General features: G+C 70.1%; 19 protein-coding genes. 9 read left to right on the forward strand and 10 right to left on the reverse strand.

Features of this window, described 5'->3' with window-relative positions; translation table 11 throughout:
• Positions 1-3: 3 nt before the first annotated feature.
• From JOE48_RS03675 to nthA, 3 genes are read right to left on the reverse strand one after another with little or no spacing between them, the layout of a single operon-like run.
• Positions 4-330, reverse strand: coding sequence for a nitrile hydratase accessory protein (locus tag JOE48_RS03675; protein WP_210027723.1), 327 nt, complete (start codon positions 328-330; stop codon positions 4-6).
• The gene (gene nthB / locus JOE48_RS03680) at positions 327-986 is read right to left on the reverse strand and encodes a nitrile hydratase subunit beta (RefSeq protein WP_210027733.1); all 660 of its coding nucleotides are present in this window, start codon (positions 984-986) and stop codon (positions 327-329) included. The genes JOE48_RS03675 and nthB overlap by 4 nt, the downstream gene beginning before the upstream one ends.
• Positions 983-1,633, reverse strand: a complete 651-nt coding sequence (gene nthA / locus JOE48_RS03685; RefSeq protein WP_210027742.1) for a nitrile hydratase subunit alpha — start codon at positions 1,631-1,633, stop codon at positions 983-985. Before nthA ends, nthB begins: the two co-directional genes overlap by 4 nt.
• Positions 1,634-1,851: 218 nt before the next feature.
• Here nthA and JOE48_RS03690 point away from each other — a divergent pair, with 218 nt between their 5' ends.
• From JOE48_RS03690 to JOE48_RS03700, 3 genes are all read left to right on the forward strand, one after another.
• Positions 1,852-2,556 (forward strand): sigma-70 family RNA polymerase sigma factor, encoded by a 705-nt coding sequence (locus JOE48_RS03690; RefSeq protein ID WP_210027744.1) that lies wholly within the window; start codon positions 1,852-1,854, stop codon positions 2,554-2,556.
• A 209-nt stretch (positions 2,557-2,765) separates the two neighbouring features.
• Positions 2,766-4,457: a methyl-accepting chemotaxis protein gene (locus tag JOE48_RS03695; RefSeq protein ID WP_210027746.1), complete on the forward strand. Its 1,692-nt coding sequence runs from the start codon at positions 2,766-2,768 to the stop codon at positions 4,455-4,457.
• Between the two features lie 268 nt (positions 4,458-4,725).
• On the forward strand, positions 4,726-4,944 hold the full coding sequence (locus tag JOE48_RS03700) for a GCG_CRPN prefix-to-repeats domain-containing protein (protein WP_210027748.1): 219 nt from the start codon (positions 4,726-4,728) through the stop codon (positions 4,942-4,944).
• 185 nt (positions 4,945-5,129) lie between these two features.
• Here the strand turns inward: JOE48_RS03700 and JOE48_RS03705 are convergent, their stop codons facing one another.
• From JOE48_RS03705 to JOE48_RS03725, 5 genes are all read right to left on the reverse strand, one after another.
• On the reverse strand, positions 5,130-5,336 hold the full coding sequence (locus JOE48_RS03705) for a Trm112 family protein (protein WP_210027750.1): 207 nt from the start codon (positions 5,334-5,336) through the stop codon (positions 5,130-5,132).
• 12 nt (positions 5,337-5,348) lie between these two features.
• Positions 5,349-6,017, reverse strand: a complete 669-nt coding sequence (locus JOE48_RS03710) for an LON peptidase substrate-binding domain-containing protein (protein ID WP_210027752.1) — start codon at positions 6,015-6,017, stop codon at positions 5,349-5,351.
• A gap of 49 nt (positions 6,018-6,066) precedes the next feature.
• Positions 6,067-6,981, reverse strand: coding sequence for a thioredoxin (gene trxA, locus JOE48_RS03715; RefSeq protein ID WP_210027753.1), 915 nt, complete (start codon positions 6,979-6,981; stop codon positions 6,067-6,069).
• A gap of 81 nt (positions 6,982-7,062) precedes the next feature.
• Positions 7,063-7,530, reverse strand: a complete 468-nt coding sequence (locus JOE48_RS03720) for a hypothetical protein (RefSeq protein ID WP_210027756.1) — start codon at positions 7,528-7,530, stop codon at positions 7,063-7,065.
• Between the two features lie 237 nt (positions 7,531-7,767).
• Positions 7,768-8,745 carry a glutathione S-transferase family protein gene (locus JOE48_RS03725; protein WP_210027758.1) on the reverse strand — a complete coding sequence of 326 codons (978 nt, stop codon included), beginning with the start codon at positions 8,743-8,745 and terminating at the stop codon, positions 7,768-7,770.
• Between the two features lie 262 nt (positions 8,746-9,007).
• Between JOE48_RS03725 and JOE48_RS03730 the strand changes: the two genes are divergently transcribed.
• Positions 9,008-9,232 carry a hypothetical protein gene (locus JOE48_RS03730; RefSeq protein WP_210027760.1) on the forward strand — a complete coding sequence of 75 codons (225 nt, stop codon included), beginning with the start codon at positions 9,008-9,010 and terminating at the stop codon, positions 9,230-9,232.
• On the opposite strand, the gene JOE48_RS03735 is transcribed toward JOE48_RS03730, so the two are convergent.
• A complete protein-coding gene (locus JOE48_RS03735; protein WP_210027762.1) occupies positions 9,226-10,194 on the reverse strand; it encodes an alginate O-acetyltransferase AlgX-related protein in 969 nt (322 codons plus the stop codon). The two genes, JOE48_RS03730 and JOE48_RS03735, sit on opposite strands and share 7 nt — an antisense overlap.
• Positions 10,195-10,267: 73 nt before the next feature.
• Between JOE48_RS03735 and JOE48_RS03740 the strand changes: the two genes are divergently transcribed.
• The 5 genes from JOE48_RS03740 (at position 10,268) to JOE48_RS03760 (ending at position 14,421) form a co-directional block, all read left to right on the forward strand.
• Positions 10,268-11,374: a radical SAM protein gene (locus JOE48_RS03740; RefSeq protein ID WP_210027764.1), complete on the forward strand. Its 1,107-nt coding sequence runs from the start codon at positions 10,268-10,270 to the stop codon at positions 11,372-11,374.
• A 26-nt stretch (positions 11,375-11,400) separates the two neighbouring features.
• Positions 11,401-11,916, forward strand: a complete 516-nt coding sequence (locus JOE48_RS03745; protein ID WP_210027766.1) for a 2'-5' RNA ligase family protein — start codon at positions 11,401-11,403, stop codon at positions 11,914-11,916.
• A 67-nt stretch (positions 11,917-11,983) separates the two neighbouring features.
• Complete coding sequence (locus tag JOE48_RS03750) at positions 11,984-12,706, forward strand: phosphatase PAP2 family protein (protein WP_210027768.1); 723 nt, start codon at positions 11,984-11,986, stop codon at positions 12,704-12,706.
• 13 nt (positions 12,707-12,719) lie between these two features.
• Positions 12,720-13,037, forward strand: a complete 318-nt coding sequence (locus tag JOE48_RS03755) for a PilZ domain-containing protein (protein ID WP_312893057.1) — start codon at positions 12,720-12,722, stop codon at positions 13,035-13,037.
• Positions 13,038-13,122: 85 nt separating this feature from the next.
• Positions 13,123-14,421, forward strand: coding sequence for a Gfo/Idh/MocA family protein (locus JOE48_RS03760; RefSeq protein ID WP_210027773.1), 1,299 nt, complete (start codon positions 13,123-13,125; stop codon positions 14,419-14,421).
• A 6-nt stretch (positions 14,422-14,427) separates the two neighbouring features.
• Here the strand turns inward: JOE48_RS03760 and flgH are convergent, their stop codons facing one another.
• Positions 14,428-15,177: a flagellar basal body L-ring protein FlgH gene (gene flgH, locus JOE48_RS03765; RefSeq protein WP_210027774.1), complete on the reverse strand. Its 750-nt coding sequence runs from the start codon at positions 15,175-15,177 to the stop codon at positions 14,428-14,430.
• Between the last annotated feature and the right edge of the window lie 7 nt (positions 15,178-15,184).

Genomic DNA, 15,184 nt, shown 5'->3' on the forward strand with positions numbered 1-15,184 from the left:
GCATCAGCGTGGCCGATGGAGCGGATCGTTCTCCAGGCGGATCGGCTGGCCGTGGGGCGTCGCCGCGGCGGCCCGCAGGAACGCCTCGGTCCGCGCGGCAACGCTCTCCGATCCGGCCACGCCGCGCTCGGCCAGGATCGTCTCCAGCGTCGCCAGCCACGCGCCGTAATCGGCCGTGCGTTCGGGGGCGTCGGCGGGTCGGATCTCCCGGCCGATCCGGTCCGCCCATTCCGCCCACGTGAACAGCCCGGCCTCCTGGAGAGAGACCACCAGGGCGAAGACCTGCGCCTCCCAGGGCGCCGCGAAGTTGCTCGGAGACGGTTCGGTCACGCGGGGTCCAGGTAGGGTTCGAAGGCCGCCACGGTGACGACGCCGCCCGGGTCGCCGCTCTCACCCCAAAGATCCTGTGCGGTGAAGGCGACCGTGTAGAGCCAGGTCGGGTTCTCGCCCGCCCGATAGGCGTTGGTGTCGGGAAAGACGAAGACCCCGTCGACACGCAGGATCCGGCCGCGCTTGCCGCGCACGTAGCGCGGCAGCCGCGTATGGCCGGTCGGGTGGATGTTGCGCGCCAGGACCGTGTCGCCGACCGCGAAGCGGGCGGGGGCATCGGCGGCGCGGCTGCTCGGGAAGCCGGCCCGGAAGCATTCCTCCAGGCCCTCGCCGGCCAGGATGCGGGCGACGGGCTTGGCCGGCTCCGCGGATCGGCCGGCTGCGATCTCGGCCGGCGTCGCGAGGCCGGTCGCCACGACCTGCTTCTCCAGGGCTTTCAGCCAGATCTCGTAGTAGCTCGACGCGAGGTATTCGGCCGGCGGGAGGGACTCGCGGTTGGCACGGCTGCCGTCGAGGTTCCAGGCACCGGTGTAGCCCATGGCCATCGCCAGCGCGAAGACGCGCCGCTCCCACGCGGCATGGAAGACCGGCTCGTCCGGCTCCGGCACCACCGGCCCGAAACCATGCGCGCCGCCGAGATCCTGGGCGCCATTCATACCGGCATCTCCACGGGCGCTGCCGCGATGCCCGTGGGCAGGCCCGTACCGATCATGGAATCGCGGGTGACGAGGGCGGCCAGCGCCTCCTCGGAGAATCCCTCGGTCTGCGCGGGCCGCATCGGCAGGACCATGTAGCGGGTCTCTGCGGTCGAATCCCAGACGGTGATCCGGGTGGTTTCGGGCAGCGTCACCCCGAACTCGGCCAGCACGCCGCGCGGATCGATCACCGCCCGGGCCCGATAGGGCGGCGCCTTGTACCAGACCGGCGGCAGGCCGAGCACCGGCCAGGGGTAGCAGGAGCACAGCGTGCAGACGACGAGGTTGTGGGTCTCGGGCGTGTTCTCGACAACCACCATGTGCTCGCCGCCGCGACCACCGATGTCGAGCTCCGCGATGGCCGGCGTGGCGTCTGCCAGGAGGCGCGCCCGGTAATCCGGATCCACCCAGGCCCGGGCCACCACGCGGGCGCCCGCATGCGGACCGACCTTGGTCTCGTAGAGTTCGACCAGGGCATCGAGGGCCGCCGGGTCGATATAGCCCTTCTCGGTGAGCAGGGATTCGAGCGCCCGCACCCGCGCCTCCACGGGGGTCAGGTCGCTACCATGATCGTGATCGTGATCGTGATGCGCGTGATCGTGGCTCATCCCGCTCTCTTCCCCGCGCTCCAAGGCCGATGTCCAGCCGGATCAGCGCGCATCGGCGGCCATCCTGAGCCGCAGGATATACCAAACGGCAAGGCAGCGAACACCTTGCGCAAACAACCCGATTTCGTCGGGAGCGTTTGGTATCGGTTCAGAATTATGCAGGTACCGACGTTAGATCGATTCCAGTATACCAGCTGGAGAGGGTTCAGGGTACGGCCATGATGGATGACGCCGCGAAGCCGACAGCCGAGCCGGGGCATGAGCGGAGCGCGGGCGCTTATGCGACGATCCTCGGCCAGCATCTCGCCATGCCGATCCGCGACTATTTCAAGGTCGTCGAGCTGGAACCGCTGCCCGCGCAGCTTGTCACGCTGGTGACGCGCTTCGAGGCGGCGGTCGCGGCGCATGGCCAGAGCGTGGCCTTCGATTTCCGAACCGACATCATCAAGGCGCTTCCGGCCCTGCGCACCTTCGCGCTGTCGCTGGTCGGAGATGTGAGCCGCGCCGACGATCTCGTGCAGGAAACCTTCGTCAAGGCCTGGGCCAACCAAACGCGGTTCAGGCCCGGCACGAACTTCACCGCGTGGCTGTTCACCATCCTGCGCAACCAGTTCTACTCGGAGCTGCGCAAGCACCGGCGCGAGGTCGAGGACGTGGACGGGACGCATGCCGGCCAGATGACCAGCCCGTCCGACCAGGAAGATGCCAGCACGCTCAAGGTGGTCTGGGAGCGCCTCGGCGGCCTGCCGGCAGCGCAGCGGCAGGCCCTCCTGCTGGTCGGCGCCGAGGGGCACACCTACGAGGAGGCCGCGAACTTGCTCGGCTGCCAGGTGGGCACCGTGAAGAGCCGGGTCAGCCGCGCGCGTTCCTCGCTGCTCGACACCCTCGGCGTCGTGGTCGCCGGGCAGGTCCCGTCGCCGTGACGGCCTCCTGCCGCCGGATCGGGTGGTCCGGCCGGCGGCTCCCACAGGGCGACCCGGCGCGGTGTCGGCGGGCGCGCGACACACGCTGCGATGGAATCGTTCCGCCGCGTTTCGGCTTAATTTCACTTTAAGGTTGAGACATCTACAGCGTTCTATCAGCTGCGCTGGGACCGTACTGATATTCGCGCCCGTTCCCGCTTGCTTGGCGAATGAATACCCTAAAGAACCTCAAGCTCACCAGCAAACTGGCGATCCCGGTTGCGATCCTGATCGCCGTCTCGCTCGGGATGGTTCTGCTGGCGCGATCCAATCTGAGCACGCTGGACGCGATCACCCGCGCCACGGTCGAGGTCAGTGCCGGGCGCGTCATTCGCGTCCAGCAACTCGCCTTCGCCATCGACGAGACGACGATCCGCGACAAGAACGCGATCATCGAGACGGATCCCAGCGTGCTCGCCCGGCAGGCCCAGCAGTTCGAGGCTGACAAGACCCGCGCCCTGACGCTGGCCGACGAGCTGATCGCGCTCTCCAGCTCACCGGAGCGCCGCGCCATCAACGCGGCGATCAAGTCTCAGCTCGTGACGTATCTCGCCTCGGTCGAGAAGGGCATGGGGTACGGCCTGGCGGGCGATAAGCAGATGGCCGCCAAGATCTCCGGGAGCGCGAGCCGCGACGTCCGGCTGAAGCTGATCGACGAGCTCAACGGGCGCATCGCCGAGAACCAGCGGGACCTGAAGGCCGCGCAGGAGCGTGCCTCCGAGATCGCCGCCTCGGCCACGACGACGCTCACGGTCCTGGCGGCCGTCGGCCTGCTGGCCGCGACCGGTCTGCTCGCCGCGATCGCCGTCTTCGGGGTGGCGCGTCCGCTGAACGCGATGGCGGCCGATATGGGCCGCTTGGCGGCCGGTGAGCTGGACGTGTCGGTCGTCGGGACCGAGCGCCGGGACGAGGTCGGCTCCCTGGCCCGCTCACTGCAGGTGTTCCGGGAGAACGCCGTGGAGGCGCGTGCCCTGGCGGTCGCCCAGGAGGCTGAGAACCAAGCCAAGATGCGCCGCGCCAATGTGCTCGACGATCTGACCCGGAGCTTCGAGCGCAGCGTCTCCGTGCTGACCCAAAGCCTGGCGGGGGCGGCCACCGAGATGGAGGCCACCGCGCGGGCGATGACCGCCACCGCCGACGAGACCACGGACCAGAGTGTCTCGGCGGCCGGCGCGGCCCAGCAGACCTCGGCCAACGTGCAGACGGTAGCGGCGGCCAGCGAAGAGATGTCGGCCTCGGTCGCCGAGATCGTCCATCAGGTGAGCCACGCGTCGCGGATCGCCGGCGAGGCTGTCGAGACGGCGCGCCGGACCGACGCGACCGTGCAGAGGCTGACCGGCACGGCCGAGCGCATCAGCACGGCCGTCTCGCTGATCACCGACATCGCCAGCCAGACCAACCTCCTCGCGCTCAATGCCACGATCGAGGCGGCGCGGGCCGGCGAGGCCGGCCGCGGCTTCGCGGTGGTTGCCGCCGAGGTCAAGGAACTGGCCGGTCAGACCGGTCGGGCCACCGGTGAGATCGGCGAGCGCATCGCGGAGATCCAGTCCGCCACGCGGGAGGCTGTCGCCGACATCCAGCAGATTGCCCGCGTGATCGGCGACATGTCCGCCTACGCGGCGAGCATCGCTGCCGCCATGGAGGAGCAGGGCGCGGCGACCCAGGAGATCACCCGCAATGTTCAGGAAGCCGCCCGCGGCACCGAGCAGGTCACCCACAATATCGGCGCGGTCCGGTCGGGGGCCGGCCAGACGAGCGCGGCCGCCACGCAGGTCCTCAGCTCGGCGCAGGAGCTGGCCCGGCATTCGGAGAGCCTCACCCACGAGGTCTCCGCGTTCCTGGCCGGCGTGAAGGCGGCCTGATCCAGCCTATCGCTCGTTCGAGGCCCGCCCGGCCAATGCCGCGGCGGGCCTCGTCGTTGCAGGGGCTGCGTTCCCGTGACGGCCCGAGACGCAGGCCGACCCGGCGCCGGGCCGAGCCGGCGGCCAGGCTGTGTCGTTACAAAACGTTACCTTTCGGGCTGGACCGCAAAACCGCAGCAAATCCCCGGCGCGATGGTCCTGCGGTGGCGCCGCAGAAGCCGCCCGCCCCAATGCGGGTTCGCAGACGGTCGTCCGGAGAAGATGTCCGATGAAGAAGCCCATGCTCGCCCTGATCGGCCTCGTCGCGTTCTCAGCCACCCTGGGTTCAGCCACGGCACCCGCCTCCGCGCTGGGCGCCTGCGGTCCGAACGGCCACCGCAATGCCTGGGGCCGCTGCGTGTGGGGCGGGCAGAACCAGGCATGGTGCCTGCGCCATCGCGGCCATGTCGCGGGCTACGGTCCCTATGGAACGCGGTGGTGCCGCTGATCGGGGACGCGCTCTCGCGCGGGGAGCCACCGGCGGTCGCGTCACCGGGCAGGCTCTGAAAAGGCCGGATGCCGATGGCTCTCAGCCATGCATCCGGTCGTTCGAGGCCAGCGGGGCAAGTCGGTGCGGCTGCGCCCACGGATTGCTGAGCTGCGCGCGGTGTGACCGGCGCGACCAGGCAGCCCTCAATCGGTCAGTGGCCGGGCCTCCTCCGGCAGCATGATCGGGATGCCGTCGCGGATCGGGTAGGCGAGCTTCGCCGAGCGGCTGATCAGCTCCTGCCGGGCAGAATCATATTCCAGCGTGCCCTTGGTCAGAGGGCAGACCAGGATCTCCAAAAGCTTCGGGTCGACGCGGGTCGCCTCGACGGCGGTGGTGAGGTCGTTGGACATCAAGGGTGCAACCTATTGCATCGGCGATTCGGGGCTCGAGCCGCGAACCAGTTCCATCTGCGTGACCGCGATCAGGATCTCGGCCCGTGTCTTCAGGTCGGGGGCCTCCAGCATCGCCTGCTTCTCGCGGACGCCGAACGGGCTCATCATGCACAGGGCGTTGACCAGCGCCTCGTCGGGCGCCTCGTCGATCCCGGCCCAGTCCACCTTGAGGTCGTTCGAGTCCACGAAGTCGCGCAGCGCCTTGAGGACACCCTCGCGGTCGACAAGCTCCTCGCCCGCCCGCGGCTCGAAGTCCACCGCGAAGGCGTCATAGGAGACGTGGCAGCGCCGATAGGGCCCGACCGAGGCAATCTCGCTCTCGACCCGGAACCGGCTGATACCGGTCAGCGAGATCAGATAGCGGCCGTCGCCGGTCTCCGCATATTGCGTCACCCGGCCCGCGCAGCCGACCCGGTAGAGCTTCGGGTTCGCCGCTGCCCCCGGGCTTTCGGGATCGGGCTGGATTATGCCGATGATCCGGTCGGTGCGCATCGCGTCGTCGACCATCGCCAGGTAGCGCGGCTCGAAGATGTTCAGCGGCATCTGCCCGCGTGGGAGCAGGAGCGCCCCCGACAGGGGGAAGACCGGGATCACGGCCGGACAGTCCGCGGGGCCCTTGTAGCTCGCATGGGTGCTCATGGCGCCTCCCAGAGGGACCGAAGGGTGGGCCGGCGCCCGAGCCGGCGCCTCACGAGAACAGAAGCGCCGAGAGCTTGCGCCGACCGCGGATCGTGTCCGGGTCCATCACGCCCCAAGCCTCGAAGAACTGCAGCAGCTGCCTGCGCGCGCCGTCCTCGTTCCAGTCCTTATCGCGCTTGCGCAGCTCGATCAGGTGGTCGACGGCCTGGCCACGCTCGCCCCGCGCCGCGAGGCCGAGCGCGAGATCGAACCGGGCTTGATGCGCATCCGGATCAGCCTCCACGTCCCGTTGCAGACCCGCAAGATCGCCCAGCGCGGCGGCCTGCTCGGCGAGCTCGAGGGCGGCGCGGACGCCGGCCAGCGCCGGATCGCCGGCCTTCGCCTCCGGGACCATCGCCAGCACACGCTTGGCGTTCTCGATCTCGCCCGCATCCAGCTGCATCTTGGCAAGGCCAGCCAGCGCCGTGACGTTGTCGGGCTGCTGCTCGAGCACGGCGGCGTAGATCTCGGCGGCGCCCGCGAGGTCGCCCTCCTCGATCAGGACGGCGGCGTCCGCGAGCGCCGCCTCGACCGGATCCTGCACCGGGCCGGCCACGCGCCCGATCAACTCCTTGATCTGGCTCTCGGGCACCGCGCCCATGAAGCCGTCGACCGGCTGGCCCTTCTGGAAGACGATCACCGCCGGGATCGACTGGATGCCGAGCTGGCCCGCAATCGAGGGATGCTCGTCGATGTTCATCTTGACCAGGGCGACAGCCCCGGCAGCCTCCCGGACAACCTTCTCCAGCACCGGGGTCAGCTGCTTGCACGGCCCGCACCAGGGTGCCCAGAAATCGACAAGCACCGGTCGGTGCATCGACTCGGCGATCACGTCCTGGCGGAAGCCCGCGGTCGTGGTGTCCTTGATCAGGGAGCCGGTATCGCCGGCCGGGACGCCGCCCCCGGCGAGGGTGTCGTTGAGCATCGGTCTCGCTTCGGAACCTTTTTCGTGAAGGGCCTTAAATGGGGCTTCCCAGGCCGTCTGACCAGTCCGGACGCCGTCGGCTCAGCGGGCTGGTGCGGGACCGGGCGCCCCGGCCGCCGCCTTGGCGGCCGTCACGAATGTTCCCGCGAAAGCGCGGCCGTCGGCGGCGTTGGCGTCGCAGGTGATGGCCGTGCGGCCGGGTTCCGGCGTGGAGAAGCGGCAGGCGCCGATCGCCAGGGTGGGTCCGGCATCCTTGCCGATCATCACGACATTGATCGGCTGGAGCGGATCGGTCTCTTCGGTAGCCTCCTGCTGGGCGCCATTGCCGCTGAAGCTGAGCGTCTGACCGTCGGAGGTGGTGAAGTCGAAGCTCGTACGGTTCCGGCTCACCGCGTTCATCAGGACGTTGCTGCAGGATTGGCTCAGGTCCTGCGTGCCGATCACCAGCCTCTCGCAGGTGCCTTCCAGCCGTAACGCCGCCTGGGCCCGCGCCGCGGACGGCAGGCCGAGAAGGGCGCAGAGCAGGGCGAGACGCAGGCTGTTGATCATGGCGTGTCGGGCATCCTCCGGTTGAGAGCCGAACTTAGGCGCGCCATGACGGCCGTCGAGGGGCGCGGCACATCGTCCGGCCTCGGATCGCCCGCAAACTGCTGAACATGCCCTCCCCCATCTTCGTGCGCGGAGCGCGGCAATCCAGCGGCGGCACGCTCGCCGAGGTCCCCCCGCCACCCCGGCTTGCTCCGCTCGCAATGACGCGGGGCGAGCCAAGCCGGTTTCAGAAGCCCGCTACGCGCCGAAGCGCAGGCCACGGTCGTTCGGGGCCGAGAAGTCCAGATCCGGTCCGAGCGGTACGATGCCGGTCGGATTGATGGTTGGATGGCTCTCGTAATAGTGCCGCTTGATATGGGTCAGGTTCACGGTCGGCGCGACGCCCGGAAGGGCGTAGTGGTCGCGCAGGTAATTCGACAGGTTCGGATAATCCGCGATCCGGCGCTTGTTGCACTTGAAGTGGCCGACATAGACCGCGTCGAACCGCACCAGAGTGGTGAACAGACGGATATCCGCCTCGGTCAGCCGGTCGCCGCAAAGGTAGCGGTTCCGGCCGAGCCGCTCCTCCAGGGCATCGAGTTCCGCGAACAGAGCCTCGAAGGCGTTCGCGTAGGCGTCCTGCGCGGTGGCGAATCCCGCCTTGTAGACGCCGTTGTTCACGCGGTCGTAGACGCGGGCGTTCACCGCATCGATTTCGGCGCGCAGGTCTTCGGGGTAGAGATCCGGCCCGGTGCCGCCGAAGGCATCGTTCAGCATCCGCAGGATTTCGGCGGATTCGTTCGACACGATGGTCGCGCGCTGCCGGTCCCACAGCACCGGCACGGTCACGCGGCCGGTATAGGATGAGTCCGCCGCACGATAGACCTCGTAGAGGCGCCTGGCGCCGTGGATCGGGTCCGGCGTCGCGCGGGGCGTATCGCCGAACACCCAGCCCTCCGCGCCCATATGCGGATCGACAACCGAGACGGTGACCGCCGTCTCCAGACCTTTGAGGGCACGCCCGATCAGCGTGCGGTGAGCCCAGGGGCAGGCCAGCGAGACGTATAGGTGGTAGCGGCCCGGCTCGGCGCGGAAGCCGCCCTCGCCCGACGGTCCCGGTGCCCCGTCTGCCGTGACCCAGTTGCGGAAGGCCGAGGCCTTGCGCTCGAAGCGCCCGCCCGTCGCGGCGGTGTCGTACCATTGGTCGCGCCAGACGCCGTCTACGAGGAGACCCATCGCCGTATCCCGTTCCCAGTAAGACTCCGAACGAGATGGGCACGGTACGGCGCGCGGACAGTCGGCCGGAGACATTCTTGCGGCCCCGTGTCTCCGGCGCGCGGGACGGTCGTTCCCGGCCGCCTGCGAATTCACTGCAAGGCAGGTTTGCGCGCGGCCTTCTGTTGCAGTGCAGCAAAATCCGGCATGTCTCGGGGCGCTCGCCCGCTGGATGTCCGAAGGACGGCCCGATTTCGGCGGGACATTGAACGGAGGTGGTGTGATGTCGTTCGCGCTGGTGCCCGTCGCCGAGGCGGCTCTGTTCACGTTCGGGTGCCTGGTGATCCATGCCCTGCGACGCCACGCGGACGTGGTCACGGCGACGCTCGCGTGCCTCGCGACCCTCTTGGTGCTGATGATCGGGATCGCCTACGCGCCGGAATCCTTCGCCCAGTATCAGGCAGCGAGCATCAACGACTTCACCCGTATGGATCCGGCGATCTACTGAAGCGCGGACGCGCTTCGCTTCCCAGGGAGGCCCTCCTTCTGGATCCGCGCGAGGCGGCCTCCAGTCCCACGCTGGCCCGCGACCGCGACGTCATAGTCGTCTTTCGGCAGCCTGGTCAGGAAGCGTTCGGCCAGCTCGAAGAGCAGGATGTCGGGCCGGACACGCTCGATATAGGCCCAGTCGAGGCTCGAGGACCAGACGAAGTGGACCTCGTGAAAGCTCTCGGCGAGCAGCCCCGTCAGCAGGAACGGGTCGAAATGCGCGCAGGAATCGCCGAAGAGCACGAGGCGGCGCGGATCGGCGGTCGGCGCCGCGTTCCGGTATATGACATGCGCGCCGACATGCACCTCCCGGTCGCGCCCCTCTGCCTCGTAGGCAGCGAGATAGGCTCCGGTCTCGACCCGTTCGGCATCGCGCTGCAGCATGAACCGCTCGACCCGCTCCCGCGGCCGTTCGGCGAGCTTCTCGCCGAGATCCATGAGCTGGTCCGAGACGGTGCCGGGGCGCGTGCCGATATCGGCGGGCGGGATGGCCCCGAGCGCCCGCATGATCGCGCGATAGGCCAGCAGGCATCCCTGCGCCGTCCAGTGCGTGTCGGTGCGCAGGTAGAGCGGCTCAGGCCCGTTCCGGGCCGCGCGCAGCGGGGCCAGAAGGTCGAGATAGGCCGGGTGACGCGCGAGGTATCGCGCCAGACGCCGAGTCGAAGCTTTGGCGGGCGCGTAGCGCAGGCCGTCGGTCTTGTCGTCGTAGACTGACAGCTTCTCCGGGACGATCACGTGGAGGCAGCGGATGCCGAGGCTCTCCGCCCGCCGCGCCCGCGCCCGGATCAGCCGCACCCAGCCCCGGAGCAGCAGCCAGTGCCGCAGGCCGCCCCGATACCGGTCCAGGACGCGGTTGGTGCCGCCGGTGAGAAACAACCAGCCGTCGCGGCCGACATGTACGCTCTCTCTGCCTGCAGACATGGCGGTGCTTTAGCCGCACCGGGACCGGGCGACTAGGCCGGACCCGGCACGGCAGCCCATGCGTTCGCCGGGGATGCCGCCCTCGTCCGCTCTCGCGCTCGACCCGACGACCCGCCCCCGGCCCGCCCGCCTGTGGCGCCCGCGCCGGGTGCTGGTGACGCCGGCGGCGCTGGAGCACGCGCACGGGCGGGCCATGCTGGCCCGGGCCGAGGCGGTGGGCCTTCCGGTGGAGCGCCTGACGGCGAACCGCCTCCCGAGCCCGTGCGAGCCGGATCCGCGCCGGGCCTACGCGGCCGCCAAGGCGACGCTCGCGCTGACGGTGGCACCGCCGACCAAGCTGCGGCTGCAGCCGATCCCGCCCTCGGCCGACTGGCGCTTCGACCTCGCGGAGGGCTGCCCGGCCCATTGCCAGTACTGCTACCTCGCGGGCTCGCTCCAGGGACCGCCGGTCACGCGCGCCTACGCCAATCTCGACGCGATCCTGGGCAACCTCGCCGCCTATGTCGGGCGCGGGGCGGTCACCTCGGCCTCCCCCGAGCGGGCTCACGAGGGCACCACCTTCGAGGCCTCCTGCTACACCGACCCGCTCGGCATCGAGCACCTCACCGGCTCGCTCTCGGAAGCGATCCGGCATTTCGGTGCCTGGGACGCCCCGGTGCAGCTGCGCTTCACCACCAAGTTCGCCGCGGTCGCCCCGCTCCTCGACCTGCCGCACAACCGGCGCACCCGCATCCGCTTCTCGGTGAATGCCCGCGCCGCCGCGCATTACGAGGGCGGCACCGACCCGCTGGACGCCCGGCTCGCCGCGCTGGGACAGGTGGCCCGCGCCGGCTATCCGGTCGGCCTGACCATCGCGCCGATCCTGCCGGTCCCGGGCTGGGAGGAGGCTTACACAGACCTGATCCGCGATGCCGCCGACGCGCTGTCGGGCGTGCCGGACCTCGACCTGACGGCCGAGCTCATCACCCACCGGTTCACCCCCGGCTCGAAGGCGGTCCTGCGCGGCTGGTATCCGGGCTCGGACCTGCCCCTCGACGAGGCGGAGCGCGTGGAGAAGCGCACGAAATTCGGCTCCGTGAAGCACGTCTTTCCGAAGCCGCTGATGCAGGCCATGCGCGCGCATCTCACCGAGAGCACAGCGCGCATCCTGCCGGCGGGACGCGTGCTGTACTGGACCTGAGCGGCCCCGGGCGCCATGTCGCCCGCATGAACGATGCCCCCCTGATCCTGACGCTTGCCTTCGACGAGCCGACTTTCGCGCGTTTCGACGGCGAGCGGCGGCGCTGCTTTCCGGAGACGCTGAACGTCATCCCGGCCCATGCCACGCTGTTCCACCACCTGCCGGGCGACCGGGAGCGCGGCGTGATCGAGGCGATAACCGCCTTCGCCCGCACCCTGCCGCCCCCGGAGGTCGCCGTGACGGGCCTGCGCTTCACCGGGCGGGGCGTCGCCTACGTGCTGGAATGCGAGCCGCTGGCGGCTTTCCGGGCTCGCCTGGCCCGGGAGTTCGACCCGCATCTCACCGCGCAGGATCGGCAGGGCTGGCGCCCGCACGTCACCGTGCAGAACAAGGTCGCGCCCGAGAAGGCCCGGGCGCTCCATGCCGACCTGTCGGCGGGGTTCGCTCCGTTCCGCTTCACGGCTCCCGCGACCCTGCTGTGGCGTTACCTCGGAGGTCCCTGGGGCGCGGTCGCGCGTCTGCCCTTCGGAGAGAACGCCTGATGGCCACCACGCCTCATCGGGAGGTCGCATCGTGAGAGCGCCGGCGAGCCTCCGGGACAACCGGCTCATGCGGCCCGCCACGGCGGTCTGGCTGCGGCTGCGCCTCAACGAGGTCGGGCCCCTCGTCGCCCTGCTCGGCCTCAGCATCCTGGGCTACGGCTTCTTCTACCTCGCCCACGAGGTCGGCGAGGGATCCACCGCGGCCCTCGACCGCAGGATCCTGCTGAGCCTGCGCAATCCGGCCGACCTGTCCGACCCGATCGGGCCGCCCTGGCTCGAGGAGACGATGCGCGACATCACCGGCCTCGGCAGCGTGTTCACGGTGCTGTTCCTGACCTGCGCGGTCGCCGCTTACCTTGCGGTGTCCGGGCGCCGCCGGATCGGTCTGTACGTGCTCGCCGCCGTTGGCAGCGGCGAACTGGTCTCGACCGTGCTGAAGGTCTTCTACCAACGGCCCCGGCCGGATCTCGTGCCGCACGGCATGGAGGTGTTCACCGCGAGCTTCCCGAGCGGCCACGCCACCATGTCGGCGATCGCCTACCTGACCCTGGCGACCCTGATCGCCCGGGTGGAGCGCAACCGGCGCGCCAAGGCTCTGGTTCTGGCGCTCGGCGTGAGCCTGACGCTGCTGGTCGGCCTCAGCCGCATCTATCTCGGCGTGCATTGGCCGAGCGACGTGCTGGCCGGCTGGTGCATCGGCGCGGCCTGGGCGTCCCTGTGCTGGTTCGTCGCCCTGCAGCTTCAGCGCCGCGGTGAGGTCGAAGCGCCGGACCCGCCGCCGCCGGCCTGACCGCGGAGGCCCCGTGCGCGGCGCCGCATTCCTGCGGGAGCACGACTGTACCGTGCGCGACGTGTCCCTGGACGGCGCGGGGATCCGCATCGCCGCCGAGACGATCCCGCCGGAAAGCTTCGACCTGTTCATCCCCTGCCGGAACGCGACGCGGCGGGTGTTCGTGGCGTGGCGGTCGGGCGCGGCCGTCGGTCCCGGCTTCGACGCAACGCAGGCGGCCTCCGCGCCGGAGGCGGTCGTCCGGCGCCTCGCCGCCAGCGAAACGGAGGTGGCGCGTCTGCGCGCCGCGCTCCTCGCTGGAAACAGCCCGGAACCCGGTCGCGTTCACTGAGTGGGCGGTCCGGCCAGCGCTGGCGCCCGACCCCTGCTGCGGCGCTTCGGCGCCGTCACTGCAATCCGGCGATACGGCGAGGCTCATGGCGGACGACAACCGGCTCTCACGACGCAACCTTCTGGCCGCCGGGGGCGCCCTGGCCGGCGCCGCCATGGGAGGCCCCGCGCAGGCGGCCCCGCCGGCGCCGTCCGTCCCAGCCGATACCGGCGCGGTCCAGGGCGGCCGGGTGATGTTCCCGAACTGGCGCGGCTCTGGGGATCGTCCCCCGGCACCGACGCCAGCCCCGCAGCCGCCGGGCCAGCGCGTCGGCTACTGCGTCATCGGCCTCGGGCGGCTCAGCCTCGACGAGATCCTGCCGGCCTTCGGGGAGACCAAGCGCTCGCGGCTCGCCGCGGTGATGTCGGGCTCGCCCGAAAAGGCGAAGCTCGTAGCGCGCCAATACGGCCTGCCCGACGATGCCGTCTACGGCTACGACGAGTGGGATCGGCTGAAGGCCAATCCGAACGTCCAGGTGGTCTACGTCGTCACGCCGAACGGCGTGCACCGGGACAACGTCGTAGCCGCGGCCGCCGCCGGCAAGCAGGTGCTCTGCGAGAAGCCGATGGCGGTGTCCTCGGACGAGTGCCGCGAGATGATCGCGGCCTGCGCCAAGGCGAGCGTCAAGTTGATGATCGCCTATCGCTGCCAGTACGAGCCGCACAACCGCGCGGTGATCAGGATCGCCCGCTCGGGCGAGTTCGGCCGGCCCCGGACGATCCAGGCCTTCAACGGCCAGACGACCGGCCTGCCGGAGCAGTGGCGCCTCAAGAAGGCGCTGGCGGGCGGCGGCTCGCTGCCGGATATCGGGCTCTACTGCCTGAACACCACCCGTGCCGTGCTCGGCGAGGAGCCGGAGCTGATCCAGGCCCAGATCCACTCGCTGGCCGACGATCCGAAATACCGCGAGGTCGAGGAGACGGTGAGCTTCACCCTGCGCTTCCCGTCCGGGGTGATCGCGCAGTGCATGTCGAGCTACGGCGTCTACGAGGCGCGCGCGCTGACCCTGCACACCAGCAACGCGTCGGTCGATCTCCAGAACGCCTTCGCGTACGAGGGCCAGCGGCTCTACATCGGCCACCGCGACGGCAAGAATGCCGCCCGGGACGAGAAGGTCCTGAGCGCCAAGAATCAGTTCGCCCTGGAAATGGATCACTTCTCCCGGTGCATCCAGGAGAACCTGCGCCCGCGCACCCCCGGCGAGGAGGGACTGCAGGATCAGGTTTTGATGGAGGCGATCTACGAGGCCGCCCGCACCGGCGTGCCCGTCAAGGTCGGCCCGCCCCCTGGGTCCGGCGCGGGCCTCGACGTGACCCGCGGTCCGGAGCCGGAGGAGCCGAGCTGAGACGCCTCAGAACGGCAGCAGGATGTCGACGATCTGCTGGCCGTAGCGTGGCTGCTGCACGTCGGTGATCTGGCCGCGGCCGCCATAGGCGATCCGGGCCTGGGCGATCTTGGTCGAATCGATGGTGTTGTCGGACTCGATGTCCTCCGGCCGGACGACGCCGGCGACCACCATCTCGCGGATCTCGAAATTGACCCGGATCTCCTGCTTGCCCTCCACCACGAGGTTGCCGTTGGGCAGCACCTGGGTCACCACGGCGGCCACGTTCGTCGTCACGGTCTCGGCGCGCTGGACCGAGCCGGCACCGTCGTTGGCGGTGGCCGAGGTGGCGGCGAGCAGCGCCGTGCCGCCGACGCCGAAGGCTTTGCCGACGGCGTTGTTCTCGAGACCGAGGGCGTTCGGCAGGCCGAAGCTCTCGGTGTTGGCCCGCGACCGCTTGGTCTCGTTGCTGATGTTCGCTTGGTCGGTGACATTGACCTTTACGGTCAGGAGGTCGCCGAGCCGGGCCGCGCGCTGATCCTTGAAGAAGGCGCGCGATCCGGTGCGCCAGAGCGAGTTCGGCGCATAGGAGACCGGCTGGACGTCGGGCATCGGCATCCGCACCGGCTTGTAGCCGGGCTGGGTCGTCGGATCCTCGATCGCCGACAGGGCCGGGGTCGCGCCGACCTGGGAGAGGCGGTCGGCCGTGTTGCAGGCACCGAGCGCGCCGGCAAGCAGCGCGGCGGCGAGCGGGTTCAGGACGATGCGGCTGGCCATCGGACAG

Source organism: Methylobacterium sp. PvR107, assembly GCF_017833295.1.
GTDB lineage: Bacteria > Pseudomonadota > Alphaproteobacteria > Rhizobiales > Beijerinckiaceae > Methylobacterium.